Here is a 20,587-nt window from a genome sequence, read left to right as displayed (position 1 = left end):
GCTCAGGCCGGGGTGAGCGCCCCGGCCGGCTCCCGCTCGCGATCCCGTGGCAGCACCGCCGGAATCCGCAGGAACAGGACGAACAGCACCACGAGCAGCGCCGCGCGGCCCCAGACACCGATCGCGACGGCCTGCGCCGCGAACCCGCTGAAGATGTCGAAGCCGGCACCGACCTTGATCGCGTAGAACCAGCGGAAGATGCCGATCCCCATCGCGAGGTCGGCCAGCAGGTAGGCCGTCACGATGCCCCAGGGCACCCGCAGCAGCACGAAGAACGGCAGCAGCCACAGCGTGTACTGCGGGGAGTGCACCTTGTGCAGCAACAGGAACCCGCACAGCATCGCCGCGCTGACCCCGACCCACGGGTAGACGCCGTCGCGGCGCCAGCGCCACCACCCGACCGCGGCCGCCACCGCGAAGGACAGCAGCACCAGCGTCGGGGACAGCCAGTCCACGAGCTCCTGGAACGGCACATTGTTCGGGTCGGACTCCGGCCGGAAACCCCAGTACCAGATCGAGTTCGTGGTGATGTCGACCTTGCGCAACTGCTGGAACGTGAACGACGCGCGCCAGCCGTCGTAGCCGGCGATCACGAACGGCAGGTTCGCCGCCACGACGGTGGCGGCCGCGGCGACCAGGACCCGCAGCGCGCCCCGCCAGTCGAGCCCGGTACCGGGCGCCCCGCCCCGGGTCAGCACGTACAGCGTGAGCGGCAGCACGAAGGCGCCGGGATAGAGCTTGAACGAGAACCCCAGGCCGAGCAGCACCGCGGCGACGGTGGCCCGCTGCGGCAGCGACCGCGTGGTCCGCCAGCCGTGCACCGCGAACACCGCGCCGACGGCACACGCCACCACCGGCAGGTCCCAGTTGTGGAACGCGTAGAGCACCAGCGGCGGCCCCAGTGCCCACAGCAGCGCCCGCCATCGCGACAGCCGGCCGAGCAGCCAGCCGGTGGCGAGCCCGAACGGGGCCATCAGCAGCGCGGAGTAGAACAGGAAGCCGCCGTCGTTGGTCGCGAAGTAGGCACCGGCCCAGATCAGTACGCCGGTGAGCACCGGGTACTCCACGGTGCCGCCGGCGAGCGTGCCGTCCGGCGTGATCGAGCCGTTGACGTAGGGGAAGACGTGGCGATTGACGTCGCGGCCCAGCCACAGGTGCTGGATGTCGGAGTAGCAGACGTCCCGGTCGATGCGGATGTCGTAGTCCGGGCCGCTGCGGCCGGCCGCGTCGAACTCCGGGCCGACGCAGCGCGCCTTGTTGGCGTACCCGAGCACCAGCGTGACCCCGGTGAGCAGGACCAGCACGGCGAGCACGAGGGTGCCGCGCGGGCGCCCGGCGGGTTCCGCGGCGGCCCGCGGCAACGCGCCGACGAGGCGCCCTGCCGGACCGACGGCCGTTCCCGTCACCGCCCCAGCCGCTCGCGCAGGAATGCGATGTCGGCGGCCTGGCCCTCGGCCGGCGTCTCCACGACCACGGGCGCCCCGGCGGCGGAGCAGACCGCGGCCAGCACGTCCGGGGAGATGGTGCCGGAGCCGATGTTGGCGTGCCGGTCGCGCGCCGAGCCGAACTCGTCGCGGGAGTCGTTGAGGTGCACCAGATCGATCCGGCCGGTGATGGCCTTCGCCCGGTCGACGACGTCGACGAGGTCCTCCCCGGCTGCGAACGCGTGGCAGGTGTCCAGGCAGAAGCCGACGCCGAACTCGCCGACCGCGTCCCACAACCGGGCCAGCGCGTCGAACCGGCGCGCCATCGCGTTGTCCCCGCCCGCGGTGTTCTCGATGAACACCGGCACCGCGAACCCGCCGTCGTCGACCTGCCGCTCGATGAACTTGCGCCAGTTCGCAACGCCCTCGGCCGGTTCCTCGCCCTTGGTCACGTGCCCGCCGTGCAGCACCAGGCCGATCGCCCCGACCTCGGCGGCCGCCGTGGCGTGCTGCACGGCCAGCTTGCGCGACGGGATCCGGATCCGGTTGTTCAGCGACGCGAGGTTGAGGACGTACGGCGCGTGCACGACGACGGTGAGGTCGGACTCGCGCAGCTGGTCCGCCTGCGGATGAGTGGGCGGCTTCTTCCATCCCTGCGGGTCGGACAGGAAGAACTGGACGACCTCGGCCCCGCGCTCGGCGGCAGCACCAACCGGATCGTCGTCCCGGACGTGGGCTCCGATGAGCATGCGGCAGAGACTAGTGTTCGGCCCGGACTCCCCTGCCGCCGGACTCGTGCCCGGTCAGCCCTGGTAGCCTCGACAGGTCGCTCCGACCGGCGTCCACCTGGACGCCGTCCGACGAGCCGCCGGCAGTGAGCCGGCGGCCCGATTCTGTCGGGGCACGGTGAGAACCTCCTGTCGCGGATGCACCGCGGCCGTTCTGAGTCCATAGGAGGTGAGTGGTTCTCATGCGTCATTACGAGCTCATGGTCATTCTCGACCCGAGCCTGGACGAGCGCACTGTGACGCCGTCCCTGGAGACCTTCCTCAACGTCGTCCGCACCGACGGCGGGTCCGTCGAGAAGGTCGAGGTGTGGGGCAAGCGCCGGCTGGCCTACGAGATCGCCAAGCACGCCGAGGGCATCTACGCCGTCGTCGAGATCAGCGCCGAGCCGGCCACGGTCGCGGAGCTCGACCGCCAGCTCGGCCTCAACGAGTCGGTCCTGCGGACCAAGGTGCTGCGGCGCGAGCGCAAGCGCACCCCGGCCCCCGCCGCGGCCAGCAGCTGAGGAGGCCACCATGGCTGGCGAGACTGTCATCACCGTGGTCGGCAACCTGACTGCCGACCCGGAGCTGCGGTTCACTCCGTCCGGCGCCGCGGTGGCCAACTTCACGGTGGCTTCCACGCCCCGCACCTTCGACCGCCAGTCCGGCGAGTGGAAGGACGGCGAAGCGCTGTTCATGCGCTGCAACGTCTGGCGGCAGGCGGCGGAGAACGTCGCCGAGACGCTCACCCGCGGTATGCGGGTGATGGTCACCGGCCGGCTCAAGCAGCGGTCCTTCGAGACCCGTGAGGGCGAGAAGCGCACCGTCGTGGAGTTGGAGGTCGACGAGGTCGGCCCGTCGCTGCGGTACGCCACGGCCAAGGTGAACAAGGTGAGCCGCGGCGGTGGCAGCGGCGGCTTCGGTGGCGGTGGCGGTGGCGGCTCCGCCGGTGGCGGAGGCGGCTACGACGACCCGTGGGGGTCGGCGCCGCCCGCCGGCAGCGGTCCGGCCGCCGACGACGAGCCGCCGTTCTGACTCCCGTCGCGTCGATTTCGTAGAGACCACTTCCGCCCGGTGACGGGCGGACACCGAGCACAACCAGGAGTACCCCCAAAATGGCCAAGCCCGTCCTGCGCAAGCCCAAGAAGAAGGTGTGTGCCTTCTGCAAGGACAAGGCCCAGGAGATCGACTACAAGGACACCGGTCTGCTGCGGAAGTTCATCTCCGACCGCGGCAAGATCCGGGCCCGCCGGGTCACCGGTAACTGCCGCCAGCACCAGCGGGACGTCGCCGTCGCGGTCAAGAACTCCCGCGAGGTCGCCCTGCTGCCCTACACCTCGACCGCCCGCTAAGGAGGGGACATGAAGCTCATCCTCACCGCCGACGTGCCCAACCTGGGCGCGCCCGGCGACATCGTCGAGGTCAAGGACGGCTACGGCCGCAACTTCCTGTTGCCCCGCCAGCTGGCCATCCCGGCCACCCGCGGCGCGGAGAAGCAGGTCGCAGCCATCAAGCGCGCCCAGAAGGCCCGTGAGATCCGCGACCTCGGGCACGCCCGCGAGGTCGCCGGTGAGCTCGGCAACCTCTCGGTCACCGTCCGGGCCAAGGCGGCCGGCGACTCGGGCCGGCTGTTCGGCTCGGTCACCGCGGCCGACGTGGTCGACGCGGTTCGTGCCGCCGGCGGCCCGCCGCTCGACCGCCGCGCGGTCGAGGTGCCCGGCCAGATCAAGACGGTCGGAAAGCACTCCGTGACCGTCCGGCTGCACCCGGAGGTCACCACCGAGCTGGACGTCGCGGTCGTCGCGAGCTGACCAGCGACGGGATGCCTTCGGGCTGCCTATCAGTTACACACCGTCACAGGGGCGGGATGGAGTCCTCCGGGCTCGGGTCCCGCCCCTGTGCTGTTCCCGGGAGCCGCCCGGCAGGCCACCGTTCGCCGTCCGGTGGGCGGCGCGGCGGCTGTGGCGCGGGTTACGATGACGTCGGTCGGTGACCTCCCGAGCGCGCCGGGTGGGCGTGTTCCGACACGCCGACGGGCGACACGCCGGGGAGAAGTTGTCCACAGCCCTCCTCGGCCCGCTGATCTGGGAAAAGGGCTGTGTAGCAGCGGTTGTCCCCACGCCATCCACAGCGGGCTCCCGACGCCGTCCTGGGCGGGAATGCGTCCGTGCACATTCCGTCCCCAGGTCCGTGCACACGCTCTTTTGATCCGCGGCGGCGGCGGGCCTAGCCTGCCCCTTCCGGGGTTCGCGATGTTGCTCCTGCGGCGCCGACCGTTCACCGATCAGTCTGCGGGTGGTCGGGTCGGCCATAGTGCGGATCGAACAGATGTTCGATAGTATCAGTGTTGGGGGTGACGCTGCGTATGGCGGTGACGGACGATCGGCCGGCTGGGCGGCCGCGGCCGGTGCGGGGCGAGGAGGGCTCGTCCCGCGGCGGTGAGGCACCGTCGCCGTTCGACCGGCAGCCGCCGCAGGATCTGACCGCGGAGCAGTCGGTGCTGGGCGGGATGCTGCTGAGCAAGGACGCGATCGCCGACGTGGTGGAGGTGCTGCGGCCGGATGATTTCTACCGGCCGGCGCACCAGACGGTCTATGACTGCATCCTGGATCTGTACGGCCGGGGTGAGCCGGCGGATGCGGTGACCGTGTCGGCGGAGTTGCAGCGTCGCGGTGAGCTGATCCGCCTGGGTGGGGCGCCGTATCTGCACACGTTGATCGCGACGGTGCCGACGGCGGCGAACGCGGCGTACTACGCGGAGATCGTGGCGGAGAAGGCGATCCTGCGCCGGCTGGTGGAGGCCGGGACGCGGATCGTGCAGCTGGGCTATCACGGCGCCGATGGGGCCGAGGTCAACGACGTGGTGGACCGGGCCCAGGCGGCGATCTACGAGGTCACCGAGCGGTCCACGAGCGAGGACTACGTCGCGCTCGAGGAGCTGCTGCAGCCGACCATGGACGAGATCGACGCGATCGCCTCCCGGGGTGGGGTGGCGTTGGGGGTGCCGACCGGGTTCGCCGACCTGGACGCGGCCACCAACGGGCTGCATCCGGGGCAGATGATCGTGGTGGCGGCGCGGCCGGGGTTGGGGAAGTCGACCCTGGGGCTGGATTTCGCCCGGTCGTGTTCGGTGCGCCACGGGTTGACCAGCGCGGTGTTCTCCCTGGAGATGAGCAAGTCCGAGATCGTGATGCGGCTGTTGTCGGCGGAGGCGCGGATCCGGCTGGCCGACATGAGGGCGGGCCGGATGAGCGATGACGACTGGACCCGGATGGCCCGGCGGATGAGTGAGATCAGCGAGGCGCCGCTGTTCATCGACGACTCGCCGAACCTGACGCTGATGGAGATCCGGGCGAAGGCGCGCCGGCTCAAGCAGCGCAACGACCTGAAGCTGGTCATCCTGGACTATCTGCAGCTGATGACCTCGGGGCGCAAGGTGGAGTCGCGCCAGCAGGAGGTCAGTGAGTTCTCTCGGCAGATCAAGCTGCTGGCCAAGGAGCTCGAGGTGCCGGTGGTGGCGATCAGCCAGCTCAACCGTGGCCCGGAGCAGCGCACCGACAAGCGGCCGATGCTGTCGGACCTGCGCGAGTCCGGCTGTCTGACGGCGGCGACCCGGGTGCTTCGCGCCGACACCGGCGCCGAGGTGTCCATCGGTGAGCTGATCGAGTCGGGAACGACCGGGGTGCCGCTGTGGTCGCTCGACGAGCGGATGCGGATGACGCCGCGGGAGATGACGGCGGTCTTCCCCAGCGGTGTCAAGGAAATCTTCCGGCTACGGCTCGCCTCGGGGCGCGAGGTCGAGGCCACCGCGAACCACCCGTTCCTGACCGTCGACGGATGGTGCGCCCTCGGCGCTCTCTCGGTCGGAGACCGGGTGGCCGCCCCGCGCCGCGTTCCGGCGCCTGTGACACCCGTGCCGATGCCCGAGGAACAGGTGGTGCTGCTGGCACACCTGATCGGTGACGGTTCCTTCGTCCGGCGGCGGCCTCTGCGCTACGCGAGCACGGACGAGGCGAACCTGGAGGCTGTGGCATCGGCTGCTGCTGCGTTCGGAATCACCGCGGTGCGTGATGAATACCCGGCTGCGAGGTGTACGACGCTCCGGCTTCCCGCGCCCACCCGTCTGGCCCATGGGCGGCGTAACCCCGTCGCGGCCTGGCTCGACGAGCTGGGTCTCTTCGGCCTGCGCAGCCACGAGAAGTTCGTGCCCGCTCCGGTCTTCGCATTGCCCGACGAACAGTTGGCGCTGTTCCTGCGGCATCTCTGGGCGACCGGCGGATCGGTGAGCTGGGACGAGCGGAATCGCGTTGGACGCATCTGCTACGCATCCAACAGCCGGCGCCTGGTCGACGATGTCTCCCGACTGTTGTTGCGCTTCGGCGTTCTCAGCCGCCTCACGCGGATCCGCAAGCCCGGCTACCGCGACCGCTGGCAGCTGCACATCCACGGCTCGGAACACCAGCGCGCATTCGCTCAGTTCATCGGCGTGCACGGAGCGCGCGATGCAGCGGTCCACGACATCGCCGAGCGCCTGCGGCGCATCACAGGCAACGCCAACGTCGACACCGTTCCCCGAGAGGTCTGGGGACGCGTGCGCAGCCTGCTGTCGGCGCGGGAGATGACCCACCGCGACGTCGCCGCAGCCATGGGATCGCGGTTCTGTGGCTCGACGACGTGGAAGCACTCACCGAGCCGGTCCCGGCTGGCACGCGCCGCCGCCGTGCTGCACGACGCGAACCTGGAGATGCTGGCGACCAACGACGTGTTCTGGGACGAGATCGTGGAGGTCACGAGCCTCGGCGAGCAACAGGTGTACGACGCGACGGTGCCCGGCACGCACAACTTCATCGCCGACGGCATCGCCGTGCACAACTCGATCGAGCAGGACGCGGACATGGTGATCCTGCTGCACCGCCCGGACGCGTTCGAGCGTGACGACCCGCGCGCCGGGGAGGCCGACCTGATCCTGGCCAAGCACCGCAACGGGCCCACCAGCACCATCACGGTGGCCCACCAGCTGCACTACAGCCGCTTCGCCGACCTCGCCCACGGCTGAGGCCTACGACGCGCTGATCACCCACCGGCGCTGCTTAGCGGGGCCCGGTCGTGGCCGACGGCGGTGCTGCCGGTGGGGGGTCCCGCGCTGAGGTCGCGGATGCGGCGCAGGCCGGCACGGGTGGCGAGGACGATCAGCCGGTCCCCGTCGGTGAGGGCTCGATCCGGTGCGGGGGGCAGCTCGAGGCTGCCGGTGGCGTGGCGGTGGACCGCGATGACCCGGGCGCGACCGGGTTGGTGGACGCTGCCGGTACCGGCGCCGACGAGGTCGGAGCCGGTCCGTACCGGCACTTCCGCGATCAGCAGCACCCTGCGACCGACCGGGATGGTGCCGAGCACCTGCTGGCGCAGCATGGCGGCCACGAAGGCGGGAGCGGCCAGGTAGGACACGCTCCGGGAGAGCGTGATCCCGAAGTTGCGCTGGACGCGTTCGGCGAGGTCGTGATCGAACAACCGCAGCACGATGCGGAGGTCCTCGCGCATCGCGCGTCCGTTCAGCGCCGCCTCGAGGTTGGTCACGTCGTTGTTCGTGACCGGGAGCAGGGCCCGGCAGGTGCCGACGTGCGCTGCCTGCAGGGTCTCCTCCCGGCTGGCGTCGCCGATCACGACCGGGATCCCGGCCCGTCTGGCCAGCGAGACCCCGCGGGCCTCCTCGTCGTTCTCCACACCGACCACCGGGACACCCAGATCGTGCAGTTGCAACAGGATCCGGGACCCGACGTTGCCCAGGCCGGCGACGACCACGTGGTCGCTCATCGTGCGTGGCCTGCCGAGCGCGTGCGCCAGCCGGGCGCCGACCACGGCGTCGATCACCGCGGCGGTGACCACCGGGATCATCGAGATTCCGACGAGCGTCACCATCGTCTGGATCAGCTTGTCGACCGTGCTCAGCCCGGGATCCGGCTGCGCGGCCCCGGCCGCGTCGAGGACGGTCAGGTACACCGCGTCGGACCAGGAGAAGCCGCCCACGGTCGCGAAGAGCACGGTGCCGAGCAGGAGCAGGGCGAACAGGGCACAGGCGGCGACGGTCAGCTTCCGGTCGAGGACGGCGGTGATGCGCGACCACCACGCCCGGCCGCGGCGCCTCGATCGTCGAGAGGGGGTCTCCGGGTCGCGCCGCTCCCCCACGGCCACCGCGAGCACCAGGTCTGCGCGGTCGTCGTCGACGGGGAGCAGGTGCGGGACACCGGGCACGCTGGTGTCGGCGAGCCCGCACACGAGCCGACTCGCCCCGATGTCGGGCCGGTGGGTCACGAACAGGGTCCGGCCCGGCAGCCGCACGTAGGTGGGGGCCAGCTCCCCGAGCGCCCCCGCCACGAAGGAAGGGGCCGCGGTGGCGGAGTCGGACAGCACGACACAGCTGGGGAACAGCGTCCGGATCCGGTGCCCGAGGCTCATGTTGAAGAACCGGATCACCAGCCGCAGTTCGGGGTTGAGCTCCTGGGCCCGCAGGGCGGTGTGGATGTTGCGCACGTCGTGCTGGTCCACCAGCGCGAGGGCTTCGGCCTCCTGGACGCCGGCCGCGCGGAGGGCGGCGTCGTCGAGTTCGGGGGCCTCGATGACCCGCACCTTGGGCAGCAGCGCGATCCGTGGCCCGTAGTTGCGCTCCCTGGACGGCAGCACGACGGTCACGTGGTCCCCGGTCTGGGAGACCAGTTCCTCGGCCAGCCGCAGGGCCAGCGGGCTGTCCCCGCAGATGATGAACGTCGCAGCCTTCGCCGGGGCCTCCTGCGGGGCAACCACCGTCATCACCCCACGCGTCTCGAGAGCAGCCCGGCCCGGCGCGGCCTGCGGATGATCTTATAAGTGAGCGCGTGATGACGGATCGATGGGAACGATCACCGGTCGGTCCGCGGCGGCCGCGAGCAGAACCGGATGACGCGAGGGACGAGAACCGGTCCACACCGGGCCCGGCGCGGATCGGACCGAGGGCAGGCGTCAGGCCGGCCCGGGACGCCGCTCGGCGCCGCTGCTGTAGGCCAGCGCGAGCGCCAGCAGCGTCAGCACGATCCCGATCCCCACGATGGGGATCATGGTGCTGGCTCCGCCCAGCAGGAGCAGGACGAGGCCGATGATGAGCAGGGCGCACGGCACGACGCCGGCGGCCCGCATCGTGACCGGGCGGCGGGGGGTTCTCGCGTGACTCAGGGTCTGGAACAGCCGGACCAGGTCGGGGTCGTTCATGGACAGGTCCTGCTCGATGCGGACCAGCACGCCGCGTTCACGGTCGCTGAGCACGGGTCAACCCCCGGGGATGTCGATCAGTGGGCCATGACGAAACCCTGGCTCCACGCTGACCCGGGAATGACGTCTTCCCTCCAGGATATGTGATCGAATTGTGATCTTTCGCGCGGCCGTCCGGTACGTCGCCGGTCGGTGGGGCGCCTCAGCTGCCGAGGTGCTCGGCGATGAGCCGAGAGGCCTCGTCGGCACGCTCGATGGTCGCCAGGTGCGACGCGGGGAGCACCTCCAGCCGGGCGCCGGGGATGCCCTCGGCGATCGTCCGTGCGTGCGGCTCGACCGGCGTGGAGGGATCGGCCTCGCCGGCGATCACCAGCGTCGGCGCCGTGATCGCGGGCAACCGGTCGCGGTGGTCCCACACCTCGAGGGCCTGACAGCCCGCCAGGTAGCCGGCGTCGGGGGTGTCGGCGACCATCTTCCGGGCCTCCTCCACGACGTCGGGGTGCTCGGCCGCCCACTCCGGGGTGAACCAGCGCTGCACGACGGTCGCGGAGATCGGCGCGGTGCCGCCGTCGACGACGGCCGCGATCCGGTCGGTCCACACGGAGCTGTCCGGGAAGTGCGCGGACGTGCAGCACAGCACGAGCCGGCGCACCCGCTCCGGGTGCTCGGAGGCCAGGTGCATGCCGACCATCCCGCCCATCGACAGACCGCACCAGTCGAAGCGGTCCACGCCGAGCGAGTCGAGGGTGGTGAGCACGTCGGCGGCCAGGTCGGCGATCCGGTAGGGCCCCTCGGGAACCGGGGACTCGCCGTGACCGCGGTGGTCGAGCCGGATCACCCGGAACCGCTCGGCCAGCGCCGCGACGTTCGGTCGCCACATCTCCAGGGTGCTGCCCAGCGACCCGGACAGCACCAGCACGGGCGCGTCCTCCGGTCCGTCGACGACATGGTGCAGCAGCACCGGCTCACTCATCACTTCGCTCCCTCGGCGTCGGCTGGGTCGGCTGTGTTGCCGCTGCCGACCGTACGCAGGCCGCGCAAGATCTCCAGCTCGCGGGCGCTCGGCACCGCGGTCACCGCCAGGTCGGCGGACACCTCGAGCCCCCAGCCCGTCTCCGCCCGCACCTGCTCCACGGTGATCCCCGGGTGCAGCGCGGTGAGCACCAGCTCGCTGGTCTCGGGGTCGGGCTCGAGCACGCCGAGATCGGTGATCACCCGGACCGGCCCGGCCCCGCGCAGCCCGAGCAGCTGCCGGTCGTGCGGGCCGGTGCCGTGCCCGACGGAGGTCACGAAGTCGACCTGCTCGACGAACGACCGCAGCCGGTGCCGCATCACGACGATCACCTCGCGGCAGGACGCGGCGATCTCCGGGGCGCCGCCGGACCCGGGCAGTCGCACATCGGGCTCGTCGTACTCGCCGATGACGGTCGTGTTGATGTTGCCGAAGCGGTCGAGCTGGGCGCCGGAGAGGAACCCGACGTCGATGCGCCCGGCCTGCAGCCAGTAATTGAAGATCTCCGGCACGGAGACCACGGTCAGCGCGGAGTCGGTGAGGATGCCATCGCCGATCGACAGCGGCAGCTCCGCGGGCTTGGTGTCCAGCGTCCCCGACTCGTAGACGAGGACCAGGCCGGGCGCGTGCAGCCGGCGGGCCAGGTTGGCCGCCGTGGAGGGCAGCCCGATGCCGACGAAGCAGACCTGCCCGTCGCGCAGCGCCCGGGCCGCGGCGACGGTCATCATCTCGTCGGCGGTGTACTCGGAGGCCGGCGCAGCCGCCTCCGCGGACGTGTCGGACGGGATGCTCATGCCTCGACTCCCAGCTCCCGCAGCCACTCGGTGAAGGCCGCCCGGTCCCGGCTGATCGCGTCCCAGGCCCGGTAGGCGGCGTTGTCCCGGTCGTAGTAACCGTGCGCGTACGACGGCGCGGCGCCGCCGGGTGCGACCGCGACCCGGTCCACCGCCCAGGACGGCAGCACCACCCCGCCGGGCATCGGCACCAGCTCGTCGACGATCTCCTCGACGGTGACCAGCGACCGCTTCGCGGCGAGCACGGCCTCCTTCTGCACCCCGGTGATGCCCCAGAGCTGCACGTTGCCCGCCCGGTCGGCCTGCTGTGCGTGGACGATCGTCACGTCCGGGTTGATCGCGGCCACGGCGGCGAGCTCCTCGCCGGTGAACGGGCAGGTCACCGTGGAGATCGTGTCGGTGTGCGTGGGCAGGTCGGTGCCGGCGTAGCCGCGCAGCACCGCGAACGGCAGCCCGGAGGCGCCGGCGACGTACCGGTTGGCCATCCCGGCGTGGCTGTGCTCCTCGATCTCCAGTGGCACCGGCCAGCCGTTGCGCAGCGCGTCACGGAACCGGTGCAGCGATCCGACGCCGGGGTTGCCGCCCCAGGAGAAGATCAGTTTCGACGCGCAGCCGGCGCCGATCAGTTGGTCGTAGATGAGGTCGGGGGTCATCCGCACCAGCGTCAGGCCCCGCCGGCCCTGCCGGATGATCTCGTGCCCGGCCGCGAACGGGATCAGGTGCGTGAATCCTTCGAGGGCCACGGTGTCACCGTCGTGCACCAGTTCGGCCACGCCCTCGGGCAACGACACGATCTTCCCCACGGCGGAACGCTAACCGCCCAGGTCTACCCCGGCAATCGATCGGTCCGCTGGCCGCACGGGTCGTCGCCGGTGCCCGCGGGCACCGGAACGGCCGGCCGGGGGACGCCGAGGCGCCCGCACAGCTCGGCCCATGATCCGGCGGCCGCGTCCCGCTCGCTCATCGCGGTGACCGGCAGTGGCCAGCGTACGGCGAGGTCGGGGTCGTCGAACCGGACGGCGACGTCCTCGCCGGGGTCGTGCTCGCGGTCGATGCGGTAGCAGGTGTCGGCGTGCTCGGTGAGCGACTGGAAGCCGTGCAGGCAGCCTGCGGGGATGTAGAGGTGACGCATGTCCTCGTCGTCGAGGCGGAAGGTGGCGACGCGGCCGAAGGTCGGCGAGTCCGGCCGGGCGTCGACGACGACGTCGTGTATCGCGCCGTGCGAGCAGCGCACGAGCTTGGCTTCACCCCGGCCGAGCCGCCCGTGCAACCCGCGGACGACGCCGCGCCGCGAACGCGACTGCGAGTCCTGCACGAAGTCCTCGATCCGGATCCCGACGTCCCGGCCGACGGAGGCGTCGAAGGTCCGGCTGAAGAACCCCCGGTCGTCGCGGTGCGGGATGGGCGCGAACAGCAACACCCCGTCGATGACGGTGCGGTGGACCTGCACGAGCATCCTCCCTTATCTACTAAGAAACATAGTAGTAATCTGGCGGGGCCCACCGGGGACGTCCGCGTGGCCCCGAGCGGCCCGCACTACGATCGAGGGTCGTACTTCGCGTCGGGCGTACATACACGTGGAACGAGGTTGGTGCCTGGTGGGCAACGCCACAATTCGTTGTCGGGCCTGCCGGTCGACCGCGGGGGAGGTCGTCCTCGACCTCGGCACGCAGCCGGCCTGGGACCACATGCCCCCGCTGACCGACCCGCTGCCCGACCCCGCCCACCGGTTGCGCATGTGGTGGTGCCACGACTGCTGGCTGGCCCAGCTCGTCGAGGACGCCGGCGGTGTCGAGGAGATCACCGGTGTCGAACCGCGCGCGATGCTCGAGCAGACCGAACGGTCCATCGCACGGATGGGCGAGCAGCGCCTGCTGCGGGCCGGCGCGACGGTCGTCGAGTTCGGCAGTCCGCACGGCGGCTCGTGGCTTCCGCAGCTGACCGGTCACGGCCTGATCGCCGCAGCCGGCCCGGCCGGGGCGGACGTGGTCATCGACTTCTACGGGCTGCTGCACGAGCCCGACCAGGACGCCTCGCTGCGCGCCCGCGTCGACGCCCTCGCCCCCGGCGGGACGCTGGTCGTCCAGCTGCACAGCTTCGCGACCGTGCTGCGGCACTCCCAGTGGTACGACCTGCGGCACGGGCACTTCGCCTACTGGTCGGTGCCCGCGCTCGACCGCGCCCTGCGCCGCCACGGGCTCGGCGTGCATCGGGCGTGGTGGTACCCGATGGCCGGCGGCACCGTGCTGGTCACCGCGACCCGCAGCCCCGAGCCCGACACCGCGACACTCGAGCTGATGGAGGCCGAACGCCGCGACGGCGTGTGCAGCGCCGAACGGGTGCGCGGTCTGCAGGAGGACGCCGCATCCGCGGCCGAGCTGCGCGCGTGGCTGGTCGGCGAGCAGGCGGCGGGCCGGCTCGTCCTCGGCTACGGCGCGGCCTCCCGCTCGGTCCCCCTGGTGAGCCACGCGGGCATCGACGCCGACCTGCTGCCGGCTGTCGCCGACGCGTCGCCGGCCAAGCAGGGCAAGCGGATGCCCGGCACCACCATCCCGATCGTGTCGCCGGCCGAGCTGGTCGACCGCGCCCCGGACCGGGTACTGCTGTTCCTGGCGGGCTTGGCCGACGAGGTCCGCGGCGCCCTTCCCGGTATCGAGTCCGCCGGCGGGAGGTGGGTCGTCCTCGACCCCGGGCCGCGGGTGATCGACCTCGTCGCCACCGGCTGAAACACCTCGCCCGGCCGGGGCGATGGGCAGGGTGGACCCGGACGGACGGGGCGTGAGATCTATCCTCTGGCCGGGAGGCAACATGCGCGGGCTCGGTGAACTCGAAGCTGCGGTCATGGACGTGCTCTGGCGGCTGCCCGGGCCCCACCGCGTCCGTGACGTGCTCGAACAGCTCGCGCCCGAGCGCAAACTGGCCTACACGACCGTCATGACGGTGCTGGACAACCTGCACCGCAAGGGCTGGGTGTGCCGCGAGATGGACGGCCGCGCCTACCGCTACCTGCCCAGCGCCAGCCGCGAGGAGGTCACCGCCCGCGCGCTGCGCGACCTGCTCGACTCCTCCGGCGACGTCGAGGCGGTGCTGCTGCACTTCGCCCGGTCGGTGTCGGCGCGCGAGTCCGAGGTGCTGCTGGACGCGCTGAGCGACGCCGGGCCGGGCAGCGCGGAGGAGCCCCGCGGATGACCGTCGCGATCACCCTGCTGCTGGGCGCCGTCATCGTCGCGGTGGCCGCGCCGCGCCTGCTGCTGGCGATGGCCGACCGCGCGGTCGACCCGGTCGTGGTGATCGTCGGTTGGGTGCTCGCGGTGGCCGGGGTGCTCGGCACGGCGATCGCGGGGTTGATCGTGATGGCGGTGCCCGGCCGGTTCGCCGACGCGGGACTCGCCCACCTGGTCCGCCGGCCCTGGTGGGCGGCCGTGCACAACGCCCCCGACTTGCTCGTCTACCACCTGGCGGGCTGGGCCGCGTACACGCTGCTGGCCGCCGCGGTGGCCCGGCTGCTCTGGATCGGCGTGCGCGAGGGCCTGCGCCGCCGTTCCCGGGTGCGCGACCAGCTCGCGGTGCTGCGGATGGTCGGCGCCACCGTGCCCGGTCCCGACCGCGGCCCGTCCACGCTGTGGCTGCGGTCCGACCGGCCGGTGGCGTTCAGCGTCGGCGGCCGGCCGGGGACCGTGGTGCTCACCGACGGGCTGCGCCGGCAGTTGCCGCCCTCCGAACTGGAGGCTGTGCTCGCCCACGAGCGGGCGCACCTGCGCGGCCGCCATCACCTGCTCGTCGCCACGGCCGACGCGCTGGCCAGGGCGTTCCCGTTCGTCCGGCTGTTCGGGCAGGCGCCGGTCGCGCTGCGCGAGCAGGTCGAGCTGGTCGCGGACCTGAGCGCGGTGCGGACCTGCGGCGCCGACGCGGTGCGCCGGGCGCTGATGATCGTCACCGGGGCCGGGACTCCGAAGAGCGCCCTCGCGATGGCCAGGGACGCCGTCGACGTGCGGCTGCGGTACCTGGCCGGCGTGGCCGAGCCGCCGTCGCGGCTGGGCCGCATCGCCACCTGCGGCGCGCTCGGCGGTGCACTCGCGGCCACCCCGCTGCTCACGGCGAGCGGGCTGCTCGCCGCCCTCTCGGTGCTGGCCACCGCGGCGACCGCGCTGCACTGACTCCGGACGCCATCGGCGGGGTCCGGTACCGGCCGTCCCGCTCCGTTCGCCCTGATCAGGACCATGGTCTGAGTCCGGGGTGACACTGCGGCCCCGGTCACGAACGCGCGCGACCGTAACAGAGCGATGCCAGGGTTTACCGCATGGCGAGCAACCCTCCCGACAGCTCCGTGGCCGCCTCCGGCCGGTTCCCACTCGGTGATGGGCCCGGCGTACACCGCCTCGGCTACGGAACCATGCGGCTCACCGGTCCCGGCACGTGGGGCCCTCCCGCCGATCCGACCGCAGCGGTGGCGCTCCTGCGCCGGGCCGCCGATCTCGGTGTCGATCTGTTCGACACGGCCGACTCGTACGGCCCGGACATCGTCGAGAACCTGGTCCGCGAGGCCCTCCATCCCTACGACGGCATCACGGTGGCCACGAAGGCCGGGCAACTTCGGTCCGGGCCGGGTGAGTGGGTTGCGTGCGGTCGGCCCGAGTATCTGCGCCGGAAGTGCGAACAGAGCCTGCGCCGGCTCGGGGTCGAGCGCATCGATCTGTTCCAGCTGCACCGGGTGGACCCCACGGTGCCGGCGGCCGAGCAGTTCGGCGTGCTGGCCGCGCTGCGCGACGAAGGCAAGATCGCGGCGGTGGGGCTCTCCGAGGTCTCGATCGAGCAGATCCAGCAGGCTGAGGCCGTCGTCGACGTGGCGACCGTGCAGAACCGCTACAACCTCGTCGACCGGGCCAGCGACGCCGTCCTGCGCTACTGCACCGAGCAGGGCATCGGTTTCCTGCCGTGGTTCCCGCTCGCGGCCGGCTCGCTCGCCGAGCCCGATGGTGTGGTCGCCGAGATCGCGGCCGGGTACGGGGTCAGCGCCGCGCAGATCGCGATCGCCTGGCTGCTGCAGCGCTCGTCGGTGATGCTGCCGATCCCCGGCACGTCGCTGATCGGGCACCTCGAGGACAACTGCCGGGCCGGCGGTCTCGAGCTCGACCTGGAGACCGTCGCCAAGCTGGACTCGGTCGGCTGACCCGTCGTGCCCGGTCTGACGTATGTCTCATACGTTTGTCTGAGACATACGTCAGACCGGCAGTCGGAACGTACGTCTAAGCGGCACCGGCGGATCGACGCCCGGCAGCGCCCGCGTTGCGGCCGGCACGCTCGGCGGTGTGGGTGATGTTGCGGACCATCCCGCCGAAGACGATCCCGTGGAACGGCGCGACCGACCACCAGTACAGGTGCCCGGCCAGGCCGTGCGGGATGAACACGGCCTTCTGCCGATAGACCGAGCCGCCCGCCCCGTCCGGAGCCGGTGTCACGGTCAGCTCCAGCCAGGCCCGGCCGGGTACCTTCATCTCGGCGCGCAGCCGCAGCAGCCACCGCCGTCTGCCGTCGCCGTCGGGTGTGCCGTCCTCCAGGTGCTCGACCCGCCACCAGTCCAGCGCCTCGCCGGTGTGCAACTGGTCGGGATCGCGGCGGCCGCGGCGCAGCCCGACCCCGCCGACCATCCGGTCCATCCATCCGCGCACCGCCCAGGCCAGCGGGAACGAGTACCAGCCCCGCTCGCCGCCGATGCCCTTGACGACCTGCCACAGCTCCTCGGGCGGCGCCGCGCTGGGCTGCTCGCGCTCGTCGAGATACACGCTGCCGCCGGACCACTGCGGGTCGCTCGGCAGTGGATCCGACGGCACGTCCGCGGACGTCGCGCCCGACCAGCGGGTCTCCACGTCCCCGGCGCTGATCCGGGCCAGCGCGAGCTCGACGGCGCGGTCGTAGCCGATCCGGCCCTCGGGCGGGTCCGGGATGTACTCGAGGATGTCCTGCTCCCGGCACACGACCTCGTGCACCAGCGACTCGATCAGCGGCGCCGCGATGCCCTTCGGCACCGGCGTCACGATGTTGACCCAGTGCGCCGACAACCGCGGGGTGAGCAGCGGGACTCCGACCACGTGCCGCCGCGGCAGCCCGGCGACGGCCGCGTAGCGCTGCATCATCTCCAGGTAGGTGAGCACCTCGGGGCCGCCGATGTCGAACGTCCGGTTGACCGCGGCGGGCAGCCGGGCGGCCCCGACGAGGTAGCGCAGCACGTCGCGCACCGCGATCGGCTGGATCCTGTTGCGCACCCAGCGCGGGGTCAGCATCACCGGCAGCCGTTCGGTGAGGTAGCGCAGCATCTCGAAGCTGGCCGAACCCGATCCGAGGATCACCGCGGCCTGCAGCACGACGGTCGGCACCCCGCTGCGCAGCAGGATGTCCCCGACCTCGGTGCGGGAGGCCAGGTGTTCGGAGAGCCGGCTGTCCTCGGGGTGCAGGCCGCCGAGGTAGACGATGCGCCGCACACCGGCCTCGCGGGCCGACTGCGCGACGATCAGGGCGGCCTTGCGGTCGATCGCGGCGAAGTTCGACTCCGACAGCGAGTGCACGAGGAAGTACAGGACGTCCACGTCATCGCAGGCGCGACGGACGCTGTCGGAGTCGAGCAGGTCGCCCTGCACCACCTCCACCCGCTCCGCCCACGGGACGTCGCGCAGCTTGTCCGGGCTGCGTACCAGGCAGCGCACGGACACCGCCTCACCACCGGACCCGGGGCCGGCGTCCAGGAGTCGTGGTGCGAGCCGCCCGCCGATGTACCCGGTAGCACCCGTGATCAGGTATCGCACCCGTGCATGCTCCCGCGCTCCGGCGGGCTCGGCAGCTCGGGCGAGCTCAGGCCGCCGGCCCGCGGCTGCTCAACCGGCGCATCAGCTGGGTGAACCGGGACGGCTCGGTGCGGTGCACGGCCGTCACGTCGGCGGGCTGGGCCTGACGCGGGTTGACGGCGTTCACCGCGGCCGGGTCCTGCTCGGACGACGCGGTGAGCGACCGCACCGCCGCGTTGACCACCGCCAGCAGCGGAACGGCCAGCAGCGCGCCGGGGATGCCCGCGATCACCACGCCGGCGGCCACCGCCAGCACCACGGCCAGCGGGTGCAGCCGCACGGCACGGCCCAGCAACAGCGGCTGCAGCACGTGCCCCTCGAGTTGCTGGACGGCGACGACGATCCCGAGCACGATCAGCGCCTGGATCGGGCCGTTGGCCACCAGCGCGATGAGCACCGCGACGGCCCCGGTGACCACCGCGCCCACCGTGGGGACGAACGCGCCGAGGAACACCAGCGCGGCCAGCGGGACGACCAGCGGGACGCCGACGATCCACAGCCCGATGCCGATGCCGATCGCGTCGACGAACGCCACCAGCACGGTGGCGCGGGTGTAGCCGACCAGCGAGGCGAACGCGCGGCGGCCCGCGACGTCGACCCGCCGACGACGGGGCCGGGGCACGCCGCGCAGCAGGAACCGCCAGATCCGCGGCCCGTCGTAGAGGAAGAAGATCAGCGCGAAGAGGGCCAGCGCGAGCCCGGCGGCGAGTTCGGTCACCGTGGCGGCGGTGCTGAGCGCGCCGCTGGTCAGCGCGTCGCGGTTCGCGCTGATGGCCTGGCCGAGCTCGGCCGGCAGGTTCTGCAGCCGCGTCGACGGGATGTTCAGGGGCGGGCCGGCGAGCAGCCGCTGGATGGAGGCGAAGCTGGCGGTCAGCTGCGTCTGCAGCGCCGGGAAGCCGTTGATGAACGTGTTGACGACGAACGACAGCAGGCCGCCGATCAGCGCGAGGCCGCCGACCAGGACCAGGGCCGTGGCCGGGCCGCGCGGCACCCGGCGGGCGACCAACCAGTGCACGACCGGCGCCAGCAGGGCGGCCAGCAGCACGGCGATCGACACCGGGATGACCACGATCCGCAGCTGGATGATCAGGAAGATGAGCAGCCCGAGTGCCGCCGCGATGACGAGCAACCGGGCGCACACCTCCGACGTCACCCGCAGCGGCGTGGGGATGATCGAGCTGCGGCCGTCCGCGGCCATGCCGTTCGCCGAACTCTCGGCGGGCGGGGGCGTCGCGGCCCGTGCGACGGCCGCGGGGCGCGGGTCCGGGGCCACCGGCGGCGCGGCCGAGTGTGGTTCGGACGCGGTGCCCCTGCCCGGCACGCCGGACGTGTCATCGCTCACCCGCGCACGGTAACCCGTCTCGGGGCGATTCGGGCGAGTCTGAGGGCGTCCCGCTCAACCTCGATCGGGGGCCGGCGGTGGGTGATAAACAGTGCCGGGCGGAGGGAATCGATCATGATCGGGTGCCGGGTGGACCGCAGCGGGCGGCTTACCGCGCCCGCGCCGGCCCGGCGCCGGCAATGGGATTCGACGCGAGGTCCGGTGTCGACCCAATGCACTACGAAGGGTCGCGAGTGGAGTAGCGGCGACACGCTCCCGTTACGCAGAGATGAATTACACCCGTGTAGTTGACCTCTGAATGAGTTCACAATGGCCTGCAGGTAGCCGACGTGTTCACTCAGTGCGATGTTGGAAACGATTCACGTTAGCGCTCCGGTGACGGCGGGCGGTGAATCGTCCGGTTCGCGGCCGCCGCTGCGACCCGTCGACCGTAATGGCCGGCGGCCCGGCCGGCCGCATCGCGGAACCGTGCCGAAGCGAACGAGATGCGGTGACAAGGCTGCAGGCTGCGATTTCGTCCGGCGACGGCGCTCCCGCGGTTGGGCGTGCCGGCGTCCGGGGTGAGCCCGCCGGGACCGGGTGCGCCGCCGCTGCGGAGTCGTCGCGACCCGGCGCGGGCCCCGTTCTCCCGTCCGTCGGCTGCGGACCCGGAGGAAGCCTGCGGCGCACCGCCGAGGCGGGCGGGAGGGCGTCGAACCGGCCCCCGGCGGTCCCGGCTGCGCAGAAGAGTGCCGCGGTGGCAGCGGAATGGATACGGAGCCGTCTCCAACGAGGGATGGTAACCACCCGAAAGAGGGGAGTTGGCCGAAAAACGGTAACGGTCGCCCCGAACCCGTTTCCCCGCCCGGGTGTCCCCGTTGTGGGTGGTAGAGGTGCGCCGAACGGCCCTACCCCGGAGGGGTCGACGGCACCATCGGCCGGGCGCACACGAAGACAGGCACATACAGGAGGTGCGGCGCGTGTTCGATCAGGAAAGTGGTCTCACCGGTGCGGCGGGACGGCGGCGAGCCGCCTCCCGGATCCCGGTGACCGACATCGACCGCGGGCCCTTTCCCGGACGGCATGCGAGCCGTTCCGAGATCGCCGCAGAGACCCCGATCTTCCACGCGCTGACCGTCGGCGGGTGGCGCAGCCGGCAGCACGAGGCGGCCGCGCCCGCGGCCCCCCCGG

At 72.0% G+C, this 20,587-nt stretch carries 20 protein-coding genes; 10 read left to right on the top strand and 10 right to left on the bottom strand.

Features of this window, described 5'->3' with window-relative positions; all coding sequences use genetic code 11:
* Positions 1-2 precede the first annotated feature (2 nt).
* The gene (locus tag HF526_RS30185; protein WP_169384991.1) at positions 3-1,406 is read right to left on the bottom strand and encodes a glycosyltransferase family 87 protein; all 1,404 of its coding nucleotides are present in this window, start codon (positions 1,404-1,406) and stop codon (positions 3-5) included.
* Positions 1,403-2,173, bottom strand: a complete 771-nt coding sequence (locus HF526_RS30180) for a deoxyribonuclease IV (RefSeq protein WP_169384990.1) — start codon at positions 2,171-2,173, stop codon at positions 1,403-1,405. The genes HF526_RS30185 and HF526_RS30180 overlap by 4 nt, the downstream gene beginning before the upstream one ends.
* Positions 2,174-2,394: 221 nt before the next feature.
* Between HF526_RS30180 and rpsF the strand changes: the two genes are divergently transcribed.
* From rpsF to HF526_RS30155, 5 genes are all read left to right on the top strand, one after another.
* Entirely contained in the window at positions 2,395-2,715 is a 321-nt protein-coding gene (gene rpsF / locus HF526_RS30175; RefSeq protein ID WP_169384989.1) for a 30S ribosomal protein S6, read from the top strand.
* 10 nt (positions 2,716-2,725) lie between these two features.
* Positions 2,726-3,226: a single-stranded DNA-binding protein gene (locus HF526_RS30170; RefSeq protein WP_169384988.1), complete on the top strand. Its 501-nt coding sequence runs from the start codon at positions 2,726-2,728 to the stop codon at positions 3,224-3,226.
* Between the two features lie 80 nt (positions 3,227-3,306).
* Complete coding sequence (gene rpsR / locus HF526_RS30165; protein WP_013678623.1) at positions 3,307-3,543, top strand: 30S ribosomal protein S18; 237 nt, start codon at positions 3,307-3,309, stop codon at positions 3,541-3,543.
* Positions 3,544-3,552: 9 nt separating this feature from the next.
* Positions 3,553-4,002: a 50S ribosomal protein L9 gene (rplI, locus tag HF526_RS30160; RefSeq protein ID WP_169384987.1), complete on the top strand. Its 450-nt coding sequence runs from the start codon at positions 3,553-3,555 to the stop codon at positions 4,000-4,002.
* 554 nt (positions 4,003-4,556) lie between these two features.
* Positions 4,557-7,247 (top strand): replicative DNA helicase, encoded by a 2,691-nt coding sequence (locus HF526_RS30155; RefSeq protein ID WP_169384986.1) that lies wholly within the window; start codon positions 4,557-4,559, stop codon positions 7,245-7,247.
* A 17-nt stretch (positions 7,248-7,264) separates the two neighbouring features.
* On the opposite strand, the gene HF526_RS30150 is transcribed toward HF526_RS30155, so the two are convergent.
* The 6 genes from HF526_RS30150 to HF526_RS30125 all read right to left on the bottom strand — a co-directional run bounded on the left by HF526_RS30150 (position 7,265) and on the right by HF526_RS30125 (position 12,692).
* Positions 7,265-8,989 (bottom strand): NAD-binding protein, encoded by a 1,725-nt coding sequence (locus HF526_RS30150; RefSeq protein WP_169384985.1) that lies wholly within the window; start codon positions 8,987-8,989, stop codon positions 7,265-7,267.
* Between the two features lie 195 nt (positions 8,990-9,184).
* On the bottom strand, positions 9,185-9,484 hold the full coding sequence (locus tag HF526_RS30145) for a DUF3040 domain-containing protein (RefSeq protein WP_169384984.1): 300 nt from the start codon (positions 9,482-9,484) through the stop codon (positions 9,185-9,187).
* Between the two features lie 148 nt (positions 9,485-9,632).
* A complete protein-coding gene (gene pcaD, locus HF526_RS30140; protein ID WP_169384983.1) occupies positions 9,633-10,403 on the bottom strand; it encodes a 3-oxoadipate enol-lactonase in 771 nt (256 codons plus the stop codon).
* The gene (locus tag HF526_RS30135) at positions 10,403-11,236 is read right to left on the bottom strand and encodes a CoA-transferase subunit beta (RefSeq protein ID WP_169384982.1); all 834 of its coding nucleotides are present in this window, start codon (positions 11,234-11,236) and stop codon (positions 10,403-10,405) included. The genes pcaD and HF526_RS30135 overlap by 1 nt, the downstream gene beginning before the upstream one ends.
* Positions 11,233-12,039 carry a CoA transferase subunit A gene (locus HF526_RS30130; protein ID WP_169384981.1) on the bottom strand — a complete coding sequence of 269 codons (807 nt, stop codon included), beginning with the start codon at positions 12,037-12,039 and terminating at the stop codon, positions 11,233-11,235. Before HF526_RS30130 ends, HF526_RS30135 begins: the two co-directional genes overlap by 4 nt.
* A 23-nt stretch (positions 12,040-12,062) precedes the next feature.
* Positions 12,063-12,692 carry a dTDP-4-dehydrorhamnose 3,5-epimerase family protein gene (locus tag HF526_RS30125; RefSeq protein WP_211178021.1) on the bottom strand — a complete coding sequence of 210 codons (630 nt, stop codon included), beginning with the start codon at positions 12,690-12,692 and terminating at the stop codon, positions 12,063-12,065.
* 142 nt (positions 12,693-12,834) lie between these two features.
* On the opposite strand from HF526_RS30125, the gene HF526_RS30120 reads away from it, so the two are divergent.
* The 4 genes from HF526_RS30120 to HF526_RS30105 all read left to right on the top strand — a co-directional run bounded on the left by HF526_RS30120 (position 12,835) and on the right by HF526_RS30105 (position 16,406).
* Positions 12,835-13,962 (top strand): class I SAM-dependent methyltransferase, encoded by a 1,128-nt coding sequence (locus HF526_RS30120; protein WP_338051858.1) that lies wholly within the window; start codon positions 12,835-12,837, stop codon positions 13,960-13,962.
* An 82-nt stretch (positions 13,963-14,044) separates the two neighbouring features.
* On the top strand, positions 14,045-14,425 hold the full coding sequence (locus HF526_RS30115; RefSeq protein WP_169384978.1) for a BlaI/MecI/CopY family transcriptional regulator: 381 nt from the start codon (positions 14,045-14,047) through the stop codon (positions 14,423-14,425).
* On the top strand, positions 14,422-15,393 hold the full coding sequence (locus HF526_RS30110; protein ID WP_169384977.1) for a M56 family metallopeptidase: 972 nt from the start codon (positions 14,422-14,424) through the stop codon (positions 15,391-15,393). The genes HF526_RS30115 and HF526_RS30110 overlap by 4 nt, the downstream gene beginning before the upstream one ends.
* A gap of 143 nt (positions 15,394-15,536) precedes the next feature.
* Positions 15,537-16,406, top strand: a complete 870-nt coding sequence (locus tag HF526_RS30105) for an aldo/keto reductase (RefSeq protein ID WP_169384976.1) — start codon at positions 15,537-15,539, stop codon at positions 16,404-16,406.
* Between the two features lie 76 nt (positions 16,407-16,482).
* Here the strand turns inward: HF526_RS30105 and HF526_RS30100 are convergent, their stop codons facing one another.
* Both HF526_RS30100 and HF526_RS30095 read right to left on the bottom strand, forming a co-directional pair.
* Positions 16,483-18,036, bottom strand: a complete 1,554-nt coding sequence (locus tag HF526_RS30100) for a DUF2867 domain-containing protein (RefSeq protein ID WP_169384975.1) — start codon at positions 18,034-18,036, stop codon at positions 16,483-16,485.
* Positions 18,037-18,082: 46 nt separating this feature from the next.
* Positions 18,083-19,417 carry an AI-2E family transporter gene (locus tag HF526_RS30095; protein WP_338051857.1) on the bottom strand — a complete coding sequence of 445 codons (1,335 nt, stop codon included), beginning with the start codon at positions 19,415-19,417 and terminating at the stop codon, positions 18,083-18,085.
* Positions 19,418-20,376: 959 nt separating this feature from the next.
* On the opposite strand from HF526_RS30095, the gene HF526_RS30090 reads away from it, so the two are divergent.
* Positions 20,377-20,587: hypothetical protein (locus HF526_RS30090; RefSeq protein WP_169384974.1), on the top strand; the 211-nt coding region annotated here is incomplete at its 3' end.

Source organism: Pseudonocardia acidicola (assembly GCF_012911935.1).
In the GTDB taxonomy this organism is placed as follows: Bacteria; Actinomycetota; Actinomycetes; order Mycobacteriales; family Pseudonocardiaceae; genus Pseudonocardia; species Pseudonocardia acidicola.
Note: the sequence above shows the minus strand (reverse complement) of the source record. Positions and strands in the feature narration are given on the sequence as shown.